This is a genomic window from Chryseobacterium polytrichastri (assembly GCF_900142445.1).
Taxonomy (GTDB): domain Bacteria; phylum Bacteroidota; class Bacteroidia; order Flavobacteriales; family Weeksellaceae; genus Chryseobacterium; species Chryseobacterium polytrichastri.
In genome coordinates this window covers 1-15,913 of record NZ_FRAV01000047.1, presented here as the reverse complement: position 1 = coordinate 15,913, position 15,913 = coordinate 1, and the positions used below count along the sequence as shown (strand labels likewise).

The 15,913-nt window shown below is 34.1% G+C and carries 14 protein-coding genes; 1 reads left to right on the top strand and 13 read right to left on the bottom strand.

All coding sequences use genetic code 11. From position 1 onward, the window contains the following. Positions 1-5: 5 nt before the first annotated feature. From BUB80_RS20565 to BUB80_RS20525, 9 genes are all read right to left on the bottom strand, one after another. Positions 6-371 (bottom strand): hypothetical protein, encoded by a 366-nt coding sequence (locus BUB80_RS20565; RefSeq protein WP_139262824.1) that lies wholly within the window; start codon positions 369-371, stop codon positions 6-8. After that, a complete protein-coding gene (locus tag BUB80_RS20560) occupies positions 368-2,131 on the bottom strand; it encodes a C45 family autoproteolytic acyltransferase/hydolase (protein ID WP_083547311.1) in 1,764 nt (587 codons plus the stop codon). The genes BUB80_RS20565 and BUB80_RS20560 overlap by 4 nt, the downstream gene beginning before the upstream one ends. Next, positions 2,131-3,654 carry a phytoene desaturase family protein gene (locus BUB80_RS20555; RefSeq protein WP_073297173.1) on the bottom strand — a complete coding sequence of 508 codons (1,524 nt, stop codon included), beginning with the start codon at positions 3,652-3,654 and terminating at the stop codon, positions 2,131-2,133. Before BUB80_RS20555 ends, BUB80_RS20560 begins: the two co-directional genes overlap by 1 nt. A gap of 162 nt (positions 3,655-3,816) precedes the next feature. Next, positions 3,817-4,701: an LpxL/LpxP family acyltransferase gene (locus BUB80_RS20550; RefSeq protein WP_073297169.1), complete on the bottom strand. Its 885-nt coding sequence runs from the start codon at positions 4,699-4,701 to the stop codon at positions 3,817-3,819. Between the two features lie 135 nt (positions 4,702-4,836). Continuing rightward, positions 4,837-5,091: an acyl carrier protein gene (locus BUB80_RS20545; protein WP_073297229.1), complete on the bottom strand. Its 255-nt coding sequence runs from the start codon at positions 5,089-5,091 to the stop codon at positions 4,837-4,839. Between the two features lie 4 nt (positions 5,092-5,095). Beyond that, the gene (locus BUB80_RS20540) at positions 5,096-6,316 is read right to left on the bottom strand and encodes a beta-ketoacyl-[acyl-carrier-protein] synthase family protein (RefSeq protein ID WP_073297166.1); all 1,221 of its coding nucleotides are present in this window, start codon (positions 6,314-6,316) and stop codon (positions 5,096-5,098) included. Between the two features lie 80 nt (positions 6,317-6,396). Then, a complete protein-coding gene (fabG, locus tag BUB80_RS20535; RefSeq protein WP_073297163.1) occupies positions 6,397-7,128 on the bottom strand; it encodes a flexirubin biosynthesis SDR family reductase FlxB in 732 nt (243 codons plus the stop codon). Positions 7,129-7,149: 21 nt separating this feature from the next. Then, positions 7,150-8,262 carry a WG repeat-containing protein gene (locus BUB80_RS20530; RefSeq protein ID WP_073297160.1) on the bottom strand — a complete coding sequence of 371 codons (1,113 nt, stop codon included), beginning with the start codon at positions 8,260-8,262 and terminating at the stop codon, positions 7,150-7,152. After that, positions 8,262-9,785 (bottom strand): flexirubin biosynthesis tyrosine ammonia-lyase FlxA, encoded by a 1,524-nt coding sequence (locus tag BUB80_RS20525; RefSeq protein ID WP_073297157.1) that lies wholly within the window; start codon positions 9,783-9,785, stop codon positions 8,262-8,264. Before BUB80_RS20525 ends, BUB80_RS20530 begins: the two co-directional genes overlap by 1 nt. 99 nt (positions 9,786-9,884) lie before the next feature. On the opposite strand from BUB80_RS20525, the gene BUB80_RS20520 reads away from it, so the two are divergent. Further along, positions 9,885-11,135 (top strand): NAD(P)/FAD-dependent oxidoreductase, encoded by a 1,251-nt coding sequence (locus BUB80_RS20520; protein ID WP_073297154.1) that lies wholly within the window; start codon positions 9,885-9,887, stop codon positions 11,133-11,135. 34 nt (positions 11,136-11,169) lie between these two features. On the opposite strand, the gene BUB80_RS20515 is transcribed toward BUB80_RS20520, so the two are convergent. The 4 genes from BUB80_RS20515 to BUB80_RS20500 form a co-directional block, all read right to left on the bottom strand. Continuing rightward, positions 11,170-11,769 carry a hypothetical protein gene (locus tag BUB80_RS20515; protein ID WP_073297151.1) on the bottom strand — a complete coding sequence of 200 codons (600 nt, stop codon included), beginning with the start codon at positions 11,767-11,769 and terminating at the stop codon, positions 11,170-11,172. A 57-nt stretch (positions 11,770-11,826) separates the two neighbouring features. Then, positions 11,827-12,426, bottom strand: coding sequence for a hypothetical protein (locus BUB80_RS20510; protein WP_073297148.1), 600 nt, complete (start codon positions 12,424-12,426; stop codon positions 11,827-11,829). Between the two features lie 20 nt (positions 12,427-12,446). Continuing rightward, positions 12,447-13,739: a flexirubin biosynthesis putative acyl-CoA ligase FlxY gene (locus BUB80_RS20505; protein WP_073297145.1), complete on the bottom strand. Its 1,293-nt coding sequence runs from the start codon at positions 13,737-13,739 to the stop codon at positions 12,447-12,449. 157 nt (positions 13,740-13,896) lie between these two features. Beyond that, complete coding sequence (locus BUB80_RS20500) at positions 13,897-15,576, bottom strand: M23 family metallopeptidase (RefSeq protein ID WP_073297142.1); 1,680 nt, start codon at positions 15,574-15,576, stop codon at positions 13,897-13,899. Positions 15,577-15,913 lie beyond the last annotated feature (337 nt).

Here is a 15,913-nt window from a genome sequence, read left to right as displayed (position 1 = left end):
TTAAATTATTTATAAACAACATCCGAGAACAACAAAAGGGTTGTAAAAACAGTTACAAATATCGCAATAATCACCAAAACAAGTTGTACGGTAAAATTTGCTTTCTCCAGATCTTCTTCTTTGGCTTCAAAAGTAAAATTGATTTTACCCGGATTTTTAATAATTTGCCAAATGAACCATAAAATGATCAGGTTTAAAATAATCGGAGAAAAAAGGAATAATTTACTTCCGGATCCACCTGTATTTTTTCCATACCCTTGAATAGGAATAGTGTCTGGAATTGAACTGTATTTACTTAGCAAATACACAGAATAACAAACGATTATAAAGAACGGGATTGAAAATAAATACTGTATACTTTTGGGGATCATTGTAGCTTTTTTAGTGTTTTCTTTAGATATTTTTCAACATTCTCTTTATCGGGAACGGTCGTAATTTCTTTTGTCAAAGCCTTTTCAAACTCCGTTTTTGCTTTTGAATATTCTTTTCTGGCGAAATAATATTTTCCAGCCTGATAATATACGAACCAAAAATCTGGATTTAACGATTGATAATGATCAATTACATCATCAGATAACATAACATCCTTTTTTGAAATTGCATCACTGATCTGAGATTCTACAATTTTAGAAACTTCAAAATTTTTAAATTCTTGAGAATCAACAAAAGGATCTTTTGGAATATTTAATGTGGTAGTGGCTAATTCATTATTTTGAAGCTTTTGGTTAGAGAAGATTTTATTGAGGTCATAACAAACAAATTCACCCAATTGATAAGGATTTGAAGACACCCAAACCAATCTCTTTTCCGGCGAAAAAATTACAGCATGATGCGCCAATAATTGGTTGATTGCCTTTTCATTTCCATAGCCTATCTTCTCTCCTTTTAATCCAGACTTATCTCTCAGAATAGAAGCCATTTTTTCTGGATTTAGTTTTTTCTTTTCCTGTAATAGCTCCTCAAGCTTTTCGTAGCGGTATTCAGAATGGCTTTCCAGAATGTGTTTCTGGTTTCTTTTGTCATCTTTATACGCTTCTGATTGAAAATGATTGGTACAAAAAACTTTGCTTGTATTTTCAACTCTATAAACTCCAAAATTGTTTGGGGAAACTTCAATAATCACTGCATTTTTATCGTTTGCGCTTCCCACCAAGATTGATTCAGAAACAAAAACTTTTCTCTTTTTGGCAATAGCAATGGCTTCATCAATATTTTTAGCATATTGTAGAATTTCTCTCGTTACAAAAGAAATCGGAGTCTTAGCCGTTAATGGAATTTTAGATTTCCCTGCATTAATCGTGACAGTAATTCCTTCTTTATTCATTCCCGAAACAACCCCAATCATCCCTGGCCAACTTACCGACATGTAGGGGATTCCCTGCTCTGGTTCTACGAATTCTATTAATTTATTTTTAGCAAAATCATCTCCAACATAAAAATCGAAATTTCTTCCAATCAGCAGATCTCCGCCTTCAGAGTTTTCATTCCAAACCGCTAAAGAAGTGCATCCTACCACCATCAAATCCTGCATCGCATGACCAATATCGTGGGCGCCATGCAAGTATAAACTTCTTAAATACTTAGGCGCAATAAAGTTATATTTATCTGATGCATATCGAGATAGCCCGAATAATTCTGCCTGATAATCTTCCCGTACATTGAGATACATTTTCCTGTTGTACCATTTTAGAAAACCTCTCAATAATTTCTGCTTAAACTTCGAGGGAACAAAACCCTCCACTTTAGAAAAGAAAATCTCTTCCTGTTTTTGCATTAAGTTTTGAGTCAGTGCTCCGTTATTATAGCCTAATTGTAAAGGGTTTCCTTTAATATATAACTCCCAAAGCTGTTGTTTGTTTTTGGTAAGATAGTTTTGATTAAAATTAAATGTAGAATCATTAATCTTATGAACTGTAGGAACTTCTAAAGAATATTGTTTAACCTCAGGAATATGTTTGATGGATTTTCTGATACCACAAGATGTGAGACTAAGAATGAAAAATAAAAACAATGAGACTCCTATTTTACGGTATTTGTCATTCTGACGATAGGAAGAATCTCTTTTTACAAGTTTAGATTCTTCACTACGCTTTGCTTCATTCAGAATGACAAGAGTATGTTTAAATTTCATTATTTATTAATCATTTGTGTCAAGCGTTCATCAACAAGTTCTTTTCCTAAAATTTCAGCACAGGTATTGAAGGCACCAATTGTACATCCCAAAATCCCGTGCATATTCACGGATTGCCCTGTAAGAAAAAGATTATTGATTTTTGTTCTTGGAGAAACCATCGTTTTTAAAGGATTTTCCGAGCTTTTTATATAGCCATACATATTTCCTTCAAAGCTTCCGATATAATCACGGTAAGATAGGGGTGAAGATGTATATACTTTTTTAATAGACTGTCGCAAGTTTGGAATTTTCTTTTCCAACGCATCAATCATTTTCTCAGCTTTCTCTTGCTTAAATTTTTCATATTGTTCCCCTCTCTCATGCTCTTCTACAACCGTATTTACTGTTTTTTGCCAAGCTTTAACTTCAGCAAAATCCATATAGGATATAGCAGTCAAACTTTCAGCAAATTCAGGATGAGATGTTGAAGGCGTTGAAGAAAGCATATACGTTTCCGGCCAACTATTTTTATCGTACCGATAGGCATTCCAAACCAAGTTTTCGGATGAATAATGGTAAATATTATGATTAAAATTCGGTATAGACTGAGGTTTTAAGACTAGATAAACACTGAAACACGAAGAAACAGGCTCCCAGCTTAACACTCTATTGAGAAAGGATTTTTTTAATCTTTGCTCCCCAATTAATGTAATGAGTGAACGGATTTCAATATTGGAAATAAACTGTTTTGCAGCATATTCTTTTCCTGCTTTAGTCTTTACGGCAATTAAAGCATTCTTTTCATTGAAAATAAATTCGGAAACTTCTGCATGCTTGTATACCTCTGCTCCGTATTCTCTTAGTTTTCTTATTAAAAGTTTTGAGATCTGGCTTCCTCCTTTCACGCATTTATACGCACTTTGCATATATGAATTCACCGTTAAAGCATGCACATGAAAAGGAATATTTTCAGAATCTCCCGCGTAGAGAAAATTTGAACCCAATAAAACCGATTGCAGCTTTGTATTGGAAGTAATGGACTCTATGAATCTTTTTGTATTTAAATGGAGAATTTCTTCATTGTAATGATCTTTCCCAACGACATTATATCTAGGAAACTGATTGCAAACTCGTTGAATTTCTTCACAATAATTTTCTAAATTTTCTTTTTCATTCGGAAAATATTTAGAGAGTTGATGTACAAAGTTTTCATACCCTTGCGCATGGGGATATTCAATTTCATCATCTCCAAAAGTGATCTTATCATATCCGTCAACATCCATTTTATGAAGTTCAAGATCATTCATAATCTCTAAATAAGAAAAGAATTGATGAAGATTTTGCCCTTTTGAGAGTCCGCCCAGATAATGCACTCCGGTATCGAAGATAAGTTTATCCCGGGAAAATGTCTGTAAATTTCCACCATACTGATTGTTTTTCTCCAAGACACAGACTTTCAAGCCTTCTTTCGCCAAAATTAGAGCCGAAACAAGACCTCCCAATCCGCTACCGATAATCAATATGTCGTATGTTTTTTTCAAGGAGATTAATTTTTCATCAGCCTTGTCAAGGTTTAAAACCTTGACAAGGCTTTTTCAACGCTGAATTGTTTGCAGCCCGACTTGAGCGAAAATCCTTTTTTTGCCAAAGCAAAAAAAGATTGGGAGCGGAAGACGGAAAAGCTGCCCTAAAAATATTGAAAATTAATCAATATCATCCCAAAAATCAAAGTAATTGAACCATTGAAGGGGATATTTTTTGATCATGGATTCAAGGTTTTGCACATAAGAATGTAAAAGACCTTGTGCATCACGCTTTTTCACTGCCTCAGCCACTCTTGCATACAAGTGATAATGAAGGTTCTTTTCTTTCATTACATACACATAAACAACGGGAACACCCAATCTGGAAGCAATAAGAAAAGGACCAGCCGGAAATTTCGCGCTTTTCCCTAATAATTCGGCTTCAAGGAATTTTGATCCTTCAAAATATCGATCACCGGTAAAGCAAATCAATTCATTTTTAGATAACGCTTCATTGATATCGAAAATATGGGACATATCATCTTTCACGTAAATGAATTTGATATTACTTTCTTTAACTGAAACACTTTCCAGATATTCTTTAATTACTGTAACTTCCTGATCTGTTGTTACTAAATTAATCTGACAATCAAAATCAATATCAGCAAAAAAGTGTTCTGCGATTTCAAAATTTCCAATGTGTGCACTGATAAGAACCCCACCTTTTTTTTCTGCTAAAAGGTTTCTAAGATTTTCAATTCCGTCAAATTCATAAGTGTATTTTTCTCTTAGTCCTGCCGAAATAGCCGTTTTGTCAATCAAAACTGTTCCGAAAGTGAAATAACTTTTAAATAATGAAATTTTTGTTTTCCAAAATCCGTAATTCAGTCTTTTTTGAAAGTAATAAGTGAAGTATTTGTTACTGTTTTTTTCGAACAAAAAATAATATAAAGCAACAAAATAAAGTACAAAATATGAACTTTTAATCCCGATATTTCTAATACACCAGACGAAAATCCTGTAACCCAGAATCGTCCCTTTAGATTTACCTTTCCATTTGTTCATAATTTATTCTTGTTCTTAACACAAGGTTCGCAAAGATTTTCAATATAATACTGTTTTTAGGTTCGCAAGGGCGTTTCACTCAGCAAAGACAATATATTCCGTTAAAATTTATAGAAAATAAAGTTTAATCGATAATTAAGCGTTTTTTTCAGTGATCTTGTTTTGAATAGTCGAATAAAAATCATCAAAAGTGATCATTTTTTTGAAGTCTGCTTCGCCTAATTTCACCCCGAAATTAGATTCGATAACCACTACCATATCAATATAATCTAAGCTGTCTAAGCCCAGAGTCGTTTTAAGATTCCCGTCATGACGGATTTCGTCCCCGTCAACTTCGAATTCATTAACCAAAAAATCATTAACGATAGCAATAATTTTTTCCCTTTCCATGTTTTTAATAAAACTTTTTAACAATTAATGCGGAATTGGTGCCCCCAAATCCAAAAGAATTCGACAAAAATACGTCAATTTTTTGATTTTTCGTTTCAGAGACTAAATTTATCCTTTTTGCCTCATCATCAGGGGTTTCCAGATTGATATTGGGAGCAACGAAATCATTTTGCATCATCAAAATTGAGTAGATAACTTCACTTGCGCCTGCCATCCAACATTCGTGACCCGTCATTGATTTTGTAGAACTCACCGGAACATCACTCCCGAAGATCTCATAAATAGCTTTTGCTTCGTTCGCATCACCAATTGGTGTGGAAGTCGCATGAGCATTAATATAATCTATATCTTTTACCTCTAAACCAGATTGTTGCAAGGCTCTATTCATTGCTAACGCAGGGCCGTCAACATTAGGAGTTGAAATATGTCCACCATTGGATGAAAATCCATATCCGATAATTTCTCCTAAAATAGTTGCTCCTCTTTTCTGTGCAGATTCTAAGCTTTCAACAATTAAAGAGGCTGCTCCACCACTTGGAATTAAGCCATCTCTGTCTTTATCAAAAGGTCTTGATGCTTTTGTAGGCTCATTTTCTCTTACCGAAAAAACACCTAATCCATCAAAACTCGCCATTGAATATTTGTTGGTTTCCTGAGCTCCTCCGCACACAATCATGTCTTGCATTCCACTCTTAATCATCATATAAGCCAATCCCAACGAATGAGATCCGCTAGCGCAAGCTGCACTAATGGTAAGATTAATTCCTCTTAATTTAAATATTGTTGAAAGGTTCATGGTTACGGTAGAATTCATTGATTTGAATATCGCACCAGAACCCATTAAAGTAGTATCTTTTTTCTCTCTTGCAATATCGATAGATTCTACCACTGCCTGAGAAACACTATCATTACCGTATAGAATTCCTACTTCATTATTATCTAAAAAGTCTTGATCAATTTTCGCCTGTTTTAGCGCATCGCTGGTTGCCATATAAGCGTATTCACTTTCCTCGCCCATACTTATACGCTGGCGTCTGTTCAAAAGATTCTTTAAATCCGGCTTTGGAACCACGCCCGTAAGGCCAGACCTGAAACCAAATTCTTTCCTTTCGTCTACTAAAACAATACCTGATTTTCCTTGATACAGGGATTCCTTTACTTCTTCCAACGAAGTCCCGATGCAAGAATAAATTCCCATTCCGGTAATTACAACCCTATTTTCCATCTTTACAAATTTAACAATGTATCAATCTAGCAATGTAACAACAATTGGCAAACTGGTACATTGGTATATTCTTACATTAATTAAGAATAGATTCCTCCATTAATATTAATCACTTCACCTGTTATGTAAGAAGATTTTCTAGAAGCTAAAAATGCCACTAAATCAGCCACTTCTTCTGCTTCTCCAAATCTGTTGACAGGAATCATAGCTTTCAACTCGTCTTCATTGAATTCCTGCGTCATATCTGTTCTGATAAACCCAGGTGCTACAGCATTTACAGTGATATTTCTTTTGGCAACTTCCTGAGCCAACGCTTTTGTAGCGCCAACCAAAGCGCCTTTCGCTGCAGAATAATTCGTCTGGCCCGCAGTTCCTTTTACTCCGGAAACAGAAACCATATTGATGATTCTACCATATTTATTACGCAACAATTTTTGAATAAAGAAATTGGTTACGTTGAAAAATCCGTTTAAACTTGTGTTAATCACAGAATTCCAGTCTTCACTTGGCATCCACATGAATAAGCCATCTCTTGTAATTCCGGCATTATTTACAATAACCTCAACTACTGAATCTGCATTTTTCTCCTGCCACTCTCCAAGAACCTTTAGCGTTTCTTCAGCATTTCCTACATCGAATTTTAAAATTTCTCCTGTAGAACCTAATTCTTCTACTTTCGCTAACGTTTCCTTAGCGGCAACTTCGTTTGAAGTGTAGTTGATAAGTATATGATAATTTTTTTCTTCTGCCAGTTTTATACAGATTGCTCTTCCGATTCCCCTTGAGCCACCTGTGATGATTGCACATTTCATTTCTTAGTTGTAGTTTTTTTTTTAATTTTGAAACAGTTCTACATTATAGAACCATTTGTTTCCTAAAAGATTCCCAGATGTATCAATAAAGCCCCATTTTCCAGATTTTTTCACTCTTGAAACTCCATCATTGAACCCTTTATTTTTTTCTGTAAATCCAAAGCTTTTAGAAATATCGTAATCCATTGGAATAACCAATTTCCCTGTCTTATCAATAAAACCCCAATCCTTTCCTTTTACGGGAGCAAGATGATCATTACTGAAAACCTCAGCATCATTGTAAGTAGGCTCTATTACATAATTTCCGGTAGGATCAATATATCCCCATTTACTATTTACACAAACAGGAGCAAAATTTTGATTAAAAGCTCTTGCCTTATCGAATTTAGGTTCAATAACCCAATTTCCTGTTTTATCAACAAATCCTATTTTACCCTTTTTCTTGGCATACGTCATCGGCTGGCCTTCAAAATCCCAGATTCGGTCAACCTCATCCATGATCTTAAACTCTTTTCCGTCGATAACTCCGTATAAACTTCCTTTCTTAGCCCAAGTTGTTCCATCTGCATATTCTCCTATATCACCATATTCAAAAGGAACAATTACATTTCCTTTCGCATCAATAATTCCCCAACGGCTATCTTTAGAAGCTCTAGCAAAACCATTTTGGAAGGGCTTTATAATTTCATATTCTGCACGAATAACCACTTTGCCATCCGTATCAAAAGCACCAATTTTATTACCACCTTTCATAAAAGCTAGCCCTTCATTAAAATCATATAATTTATCTGAATAAGGCATTGTAAGCTTCTCACCTTTTTTGTTGATATAAAACCAGGTTTTGTCTTTTTCCACAATACAAATTCCATTGTGGAAATCTTTTATATTTGAAAACGAAGGCTGAATTACTATTTTCCCATCTTTTCCTATAAATCCCCAAACTTGGCCCTCTTTCACAGCGGCCAATCCATCTGAAAAACTTTTTGCGGTTTCAAAGCTTGGTTGAATAACGTAATTTCCAGACTTATCTATATACCCAATTTTAGATTTTTCTTTCACCAAAGCTAACTCTTGAGCGAAAAACAGCTGTCCGACTAGCAAAAGTAAGAGAGAAAATATCAACCCCTTTTTCATTATTTTCCGTTTTTAAGATATTGTTTTACTTTTTCCAAATATGGATACATCACCATATCATCTGAAAACGCCGGAATAATCTTTCTTATTTCATCGTACAATTCTTTTGTAGAAGATGAAACTTTATCTTTAAAATCAAGATATTCAATAGCCTGAATGATTGTGATTGCTTCAATAGCTAATACTTCAAAAGCATTTTCAATTACTTTTCTGCAGATCACCGCTGAGTTTGTCCCCATACTAACAATATCTTGGTTATCATTATTGTTCGGAATACTGTGAACATACATTGGGTTTGATAACATTTGGCTTTCAGCAGTTGTTGAAGTTGCCGTGAACTGAACTCCCTGCATCCCGAAATTAAAGCCTAATTTACCTAAATTAACAAAAGGAGGTAAAATTTCGTTAATCTTAGCATTTAGAAGATAGTTTAATTGTCTTTCAGCTAGCATTGTCAGTTTTGTTACCACAATTTTAAGCTTGTCCATTTCCAAAGAAATATAATCTCCGTGGAAATTTCCGCCGTGGTAAACGTGCTGACCTTCAACGTCTATAATTGGGTTATCATTCGCAGAGTTGATCTCATTTTCAAGAACCTTTTCTGTGTATTCTAATGTATCTAAAACAGGTCCCAGAATCTGAGGAACACATCTTAATGAATAATATTCCTGAACTTTTTCCTTGAATACCTTTTCTTGTTCTTCGAAATGAGTATACAAATGATCTTCTCTTTTTCTGATCAATTTACTGTCTGATAAATGCGCACGCATTCTTTCTGCAATCTTCTGCTGACCGTAATGTTTTTTTGTTCCGTTCAACGCTTCAGATAAATGATCATCATACGCCTGAACAATCTCATTAATAGCACAAGATAATTTAATAGAAATTTCAGTTAATTGATTGGCTTTGTATGCATTTACAATTCCAATTCCTGACATTACAGAAGTTCCATTCATCAAAGCAAGACCTTCACGAATCTCTACTTTTATGGGCTCTAATCCTTCAATCTCAAAAACTTCTTTTGTGGATTTTCTTTCTCCTTTATAGAATACTTCGCCTTCACCGATAAGAACTAATGCTAAATGTGCTAATTGGACTAAATCTCCACTTGCACCAACTCCTCCGTGTTCGAATATCAAAGGCGTAATATCTCTGTTAATTAATTCTTTAAGTAAATTAACTACAGAATGATGAACTCCTGAATTTCCAAGAGATAGCGTATTTAATCTTGCCAACATACAAGCTTTAACTTCTTGTGGAGGCAAAGGATTTCCAATCCCCGAAGAATGGCTTCTTATTAAGTTATATTGTAACTGATGTGTATCTTCATCGCTGATTTTAAACTGAGCCATCGGCCCAAAGCCCGTGTTTACGCCATATATCACTTTATTCTTAGAAAACTCTTTCAAAAACTGAAAACTCGCATCCACTCTGGCTAAAAGTGTATCATCCAGCTCTATTTTTTCATTATTTACGACGATATCCTGAAAATCTTTCAGTTCTAAAAAGCTATTTATTTTCATTAATTAAAAAGTAATAGTAGATAATTTTATAAAATATTAATTATTTGTCACTAATTTTGCGGCAAAGATATAAGTTATTATTAAAATAAAAAATCAAAGATGAGCAAAGAATTTGTTGATGTTCTCGTAATCGGTGCTGGACCTTCCGGATGCGTATCTTCTTCATACTTAAAGAAGAACAACATCAACGTAAAAGTTGTCGAAAAAACAAAATTCCCAAGACTGGTTGTAGGCGAGAGCCTGATTCCCAGAGTAATGGATCATTTTGATGAAGCCGGACTTTTTCCTGCACTAGATAAAATGGGGTTTGAAAAAAAGTTGGGAGCCCGTTTCTTAAGAGGTGACGAAGTTTGCATCTTTGATTTCAGTAATAAATTTGGTGAAGGCTGGGACTGGACTTGGCAAGTACCAAGAGCTGATTTTGACAATACATTGGCTCAGGAAGTTATTAATAAAGGAATTGACCTTGAATTTGAAACTGAAGTGATCGGAATTGAATTTAACGGAGCAGATTCTATCACCACTGTAAAAAACAAAGACGGAGAAACGAAAGAAATCCACGCAAAATTTGTGATTGACTCCAGCGGTTACGGAAGAGTTTTACCTAGATTATTAGATCTAGAAAAGCCTTCAAAACTATCTCCTCATTCTGCAATTTTCGCTCATGTAGAAGATCTTAACAGAGAAGAAGGCGAAGAAGGAACGTTGATCTCTTTTGACATTATAGAAACTGAAGTTTGGCTTTGGGTTATCCCTTTTTCTAATGGAAATACAAGCGTAGGAATTGTGGGCCCAACTGAATATATTGATCAGCTATCCGAAAACGGAGATACTGCAGAAGCATTGAAAAAAGCAATTTCACTTTCTGATTATTATGTAAAACGTTTCGGAAATGTAGATTTTCTTTTTGAACCTAAACACTTAAAAGATTATTCTTGTTCGGTGAAAAGCTTATTCGGTGACGGATTTGCGTTAACAGGAAATGCGTCAGAATTCTTAGATCCTGTTTTCTCATCAGGAATGGCTTTTGCAACAGAAGGTGGGATGACTGCCGCAAAACTGGCATTAAGACAGCTGAACGGAGAAAAAGTTGACTGGCAAACAGAATTCGCAGATTATATTTTATATGGTGTAGATGTTTTCACAACATATGTGAAAGAATGGTACACCGGAAATCTTCAGGAATTATTTTTCCATCAACCCGAAAACCCGGATGTAAAGAAAAAAATATGTGCAGTTTTAGCAGGATATGTCTGGAACAAAGACAATCCTTTTGTAAAAAAGCACGATACAGTGGTTAAAAATCTTGCCAACCTCATCAAACTTGAGAAACAGCAAGAACAGCTATAAAAAAATCGGTCTGAATTTCAGACCGATTTTTGTTTTATTTTAAAGCACTTTTAATTGCCTTTCCTAATTCTTTTCCTGTTTTTTCATATGCTGCGGATATTCTTCCATACTCCATCCCATAATCAACTTTACTTCCTGTTCCTTCAATCTTATTCCCTTGTATTTTTGCCATTACCTTAGAAGGGTTCTCAGTTTCAACAAATATTAGTTCTGAAGATAATTTAGCAGGCTGTGTAACAAATCCTGTCCATCCCGCATACACCCATTTTGTCTCTATTATTAAGGTATATTTTGTTGTAGCACCTTTAGTGAATTTAATTTTCTTTGCTTTAGCATTTAAACCATCTATAAACTTATCTAAAAAAACAGATTCTTTATGCTTTTTCCATTCTTCATTCCATTCCTTCCAAGCTTCTTCGCCTTTCTTCGCTAACGTTTCTGTTTTTCTTCTTTCAAGATATTGAGCTTCCGTATAATTATCTGCTTGAAAAAGTGGATTTTCAAATTTAAACTGAACATTTACTTCAGTTTGATCTTTCAAGAAATCAAAATTTCCAGATTCGAAGTTAATTTGACTCTGTGCAAAAGCTGTTGTTGCTATTGCCATAAACAACAGCAAGAATAATTTTTTCATAGTTTATAATTTTATTTTAAAGTTTGCAAATATAGAATTTCACTTAATAACATACTGTTATTTTTTAGTGTAATGATCTACTTTTAAAGCAAGCATTTTTGAAGTTTTCGCAAAGCATTCTGCAATTCTGTCATTATTATTAGGAACACCAAAACCGTTATCTCCTGTTGCTTTAATTCCCTCAACAACCATTAAAACATTGCTAGGATTATCTGTTTCAACAAAAGTCATTTTACTTGAAACTAAGGCTTTGTCACTTGCCAAAGGAAAAAATAATCCTACATGAATCCATGTAGGCTCAACAATCAAAGTATACTTAGTTTGGGCAAATTTATTGGAAGCCTGAATCACAGCATTTTTATTCCAAGACATCATAAATTTATCCGGAAAAGATATTTCTTTACTATACTCCCAATCTGCTTTCCATTTTTCTGCCTCTTCTTTTCCTTTTGACTTTTCAATTTCCAACATTCTTTGGGCTAAAAATTCTTCTTCTGTTAAGTTCTTTTTTTCAAACTTAAGATGATCATATTTGAAAACAACCTTAACAAACTTTTGATCCTTTAAAAAATTATAATCTCCGGAAATAACTTTCACTCTTTGCGCCATTAAACAACCGGAAAGAGCTATTAAGAATAAGAATAACGTTTTTTTCATGGTTAGCTTTTGCTTAGTTTTTATCTTAAATCTATAAATGTAATTGGTTTTCTGCTGTTCGGATTAAAAACTGTTTTAGACAAAATATCAAAATCAATAATTTCAATTTTTGGACTTACCCTCAATTTTGCACGGAAATGATCTCTTACTTCATTTACAAAGTTTTCGGAGTCACTGTCTGTGCTTATTTTAATGATAATTTCATCCAACCCAATTTCATTAGACTGGATAACGATCTGATAACACAAAATATTATTAAAATCATTCAAGATATCATTCATTGCAGGCGGATACAACGTTGTTCCTTTATATTTAATCATCTGTTGCTTTCTTCCAACAACAGGACCTAACCTCATCGTATTTCTTCCGCATTCACAAGGCTCATAATGTGCTTTTACAATATCTCCTGTTTTAAATCTTAATAACGGAATCGCCTCAACGCCTAAGGTTGTAATCGTTAACTCTCCACTTTCTCCTTCCTTAACTAAATTTCCCTCGTCATCCAGAATTTCTGTAATAATTAATTCAGGATGATGATGCCCTCCAACTTGAAATTCACATTCCGTAAAGGCCGTGCTCATTTCTGTAGAAGCGTAGGTTGAGAATAATTTAATATTCCATTTCTCTTTAATTTTCTGTGAAAGAATATTATCTGTAAAATCCTGATTTTTGATACTTTCTCCGATACAAACTGCCCCATACACACTGGAGTTTTTATAATCAACCCCATGCTTTTCAGCATAATCAATCATTTTCAATAGAAAAGAAGGAACGGTGATTAAATATTTAGGCTTATATCTAAAAATAGAATCCCATTGTAATTCGGGAATTCCAGGCCCCATTCTCACAACACTTGCTCCCATTTTTCTCAATCCGAGAAAATAAGCCAACCCAGCCATGAACCTTTTGTCGATGGTTGTGATCATCTGTACAACATCTCCTTTTTGAATTCCTGCACAGGCAAAAGAAATCGCCTCATTATAAGCCAATCTTTCAAGGTCGTTATCTGACAAACCAAAAGTCACAGGATCTCCCAATGTTCCTGATGTCGTACTGTAATCCACAATTTTATGACTCGGAATACAGAAAAAATCATCATTATTTTGCTGTATATCATTTTTCGTTGTAGTTGGGATCTTTTGTAAATCCTCCAAAGACTGAACATCAGCAATATTGATATTATTTTGTTTAAATAATTTCTGATAAAAAGGGGAATGCGTTTCAAGATAAGTTAAAAGCTCCTGAAGTTTTTGCTCCTGAAATTGTTTAATTTCTTGAATATTTGATTTTTCGATTGATGGATAAAATTCCAATGGTTTTTATTTTAAGTCACAAATTTATTTAATTAAAATTAAAAGAATGGATTATTAAATTTTTCTCCCACTGATTTGCACAGATTTTCGCAGATGATTATGGTTTAATTCTGTGCTTATTCGTGAAACCCATTTGTGATATTAGTGTTTAAATAAATTATCTACGAAAAGTAAAAGTTTGAGTATTTGTATTCCCTGCAGTGTTGATTGTTGTCACTTTCAACGTATGCAAACCTGAACCTTTTGGACATTTTTCATCAAAACCATAAACAAAATCATCTTTTACACGCGCAAACCTAAGCCATTTACCATCAAGCTCCGCACGGAATGAAATAATATCACCGATCTTGGTTATTCCTTTTAATCTTAAAAAATTACCACTAAGAAGTGCTTCATCTTTCCAACTTGGAGATACAGAAGGTAAACTGGTAACTAATAATAATTTCGCTGTGCCTAATCTGTTAAAGTCGCCTTCTACCCAATCTCCATTCCATTTTCCTTTTACTGCGCTGACATCACTTCCATAATCGAGCTGCATGACGACTTTTTCTTTTTCTTCACTGGTCAATTTTCTGTTAGTCTTTATCTTTAATGTATAATTATCATGAATTGGGATTAATGGGCTATTCAATACAATAGCATTTGAAATTGCTTCACCTCCATTTTTTTCATACATATTAAAATTCACTGCATCATACACCGCATTCTTGCTCAAATTAATTTCTGCATTTTCTGTTTTAATGGTTTTTGCTTGATTTGGGGTGACTGTTTTATCATTAGAAGAAACCTTATCTAAACTTTTAGTTAACTGCACTTTTGTAGTGAGCCGACTTGTATTTCCATTCACATCTTTTAAAACAATTTCAATATTGTGGATTTCTTCATCTTTAAGATTGATCATCCCGTTTGAACCAGAACTGTAATTCTCCAATCTCATTCCCGGCAAAGTGGATAAATGCTGAATACTCATTTTATCTTGAACGAACTTCGCATAATCAATACAACCATTACTATAGCGTGTATCATCATAGCTCACTTTATCAATTTTAAAACGATAAACCGACTTCCCATCCATCAACAATTCTGCATCATAAATTCCTAAATTAAAACCCAGATTGGCTTTATCCACCGCCTTTATGGCAAAACTTATTGTAGGAGAACTCACTTGTACAACATTAGCGGTATAATTATTCCCTGTTTTTTTAACCGCAACTCCATTAGCTCCGGGTTCATATGTACTGAAACGTCGGTCATACCAATACAGCTCACTAATAATCGGGGCAATAGTATCCGGAATGTTAAATCCAAAAAGTAAAGGATTGAGACACATTTCTGTTTTTGTATCTCTGATTTCAAAATGTAAATGCGGCCCAGCAGAACCTCCCGTATTTCCACTAAAAGCAATTAATTGTCCTTTTGTCACAGGAAACTGATTCGCAGAAAAAGTAATATCCTGTTCCCATTTTTCGTCTTTGTATTGTTTATCTTTTACAAATTCATCCAGTTTATCAAAGTACTTATTCAAATGAGCATAAACTGTGGTATACCCATTCGGATGAGTAATGTAAACTGCATTTCCAAAACCATATCGCTCTACTTTTATTCGGCTTATGTAGCCGTCTGCTGCTGCAACAACTGGTAAGTTTTCTTGGCTATTGGTTCGGATGTCCAACCCCATATGAAAATGGTTGGAACGAACTGCTCCGAAGTTGGCAGCAAGATTAATAGGAATATTTAAAGGATTTCTAAAATAATTTTGAGGATAATTATTCTGTGCAAATATTGTAATGCTATTGATAAAACAAACAAGAAATATCAATCTGGAAATGGTTTTCATACAAATGGTTTTAAGTGTTATTTTAAAATTACGAAATTTTTGTTGAATGTTTTTATTTTCCCACAGATTTCACAGATGACTACATTTAATTATTCAGAAAATCCTTGTCAAGGTTTAAAACCTTGACAAGGATTACAGATTTCACGGATTTTCACAGATGATTGTATTATCAATCCGGGTAATCTGGTGAGAGAATATTTAAATTTTGGCTAAAGCCAAATTCAGAGTATTCATTTTGAAAGCGGGCTAAAGCCCAATGTCATTAAGTTAAGGCTTTAATATATTGATTTTCAGTTAATTTAGTTTGTTTTACTGGTTGTTTTTTTGTATATTTAAC

Excerpts from the sequence above, each read along its gene's own strand:
- BUB80_RS20565 (WP_139262824.1), bottom strand. The coding sequence starts at position 371 with ATGATCCCCAAAAGTATACAGTATTTATTTTCAATCCCGTTCTTTATA.
- BUB80_RS20560 (WP_083547311.1), bottom strand. The coding sequence starts at position 2,131 with ATGAAATTTAAACATACTCTTGTCATTCTGAATGAAGCAAAGCGTAGT.
- BUB80_RS20550 (WP_073297169.1), bottom strand. The coding sequence starts at position 4,701 with ATGAACAAATGGAAAGGTAAATCTAAAGGGACGATTCTGGGTTACAGG.
- BUB80_RS20545 (WP_073297229.1), bottom strand. The coding sequence starts at position 5,091 with ATGGAAAGGGAAAAAATTATTGCTATCGTTAATGATTTTTTGGTTAAT.
- BUB80_RS20540 (WP_073297166.1), bottom strand. The coding sequence starts at position 6,316 with ATGGAAAATAGGGTTGTAATTACCGGAATGGGAATTTATTCTTGCATC.
- fabG (WP_073297163.1), bottom strand. The coding sequence starts at position 7,128 with ATGAAATGTGCAATCATCACAGGTGGCTCAAGGGGAATCGGAAGAGCA.
- BUB80_RS20530 (WP_073297160.1), bottom strand. The coding sequence starts at position 8,262 with ATGAAAAAGGGGTTGATATTTTCTCTCTTACTTTTGCTAGTCGGACAG.
- BUB80_RS20525 (WP_073297157.1), bottom strand. The coding sequence starts at position 9,785 with ATGAAAATAAATAGCTTTTTAGAACTGAAAGATTTTCAGGATATCGTC.
- BUB80_RS20520 (WP_073297154.1), top strand. The coding sequence starts at position 9,885 with ATGAGCAAAGAATTTGTTGATGTTCTCGTAATCGGTGCTGGACCTTCC.
- BUB80_RS20515 (WP_073297151.1), bottom strand. The coding sequence starts at position 11,769 with ATGAAAAAATTATTCTTGCTGTTGTTTATGGCAATAGCAACAACAGCT.
- BUB80_RS20510 (WP_073297148.1), bottom strand. The coding sequence starts at position 12,426 with ATGAAAAAAACGTTATTCTTATTCTTAATAGCTCTTTCCGGTTGTTTA.
- BUB80_RS20500 (WP_073297142.1), bottom strand. The coding sequence starts at position 15,576 with ATGAAAACCATTTCCAGATTGATATTTCTTGTTTGTTTTATCAATAGC.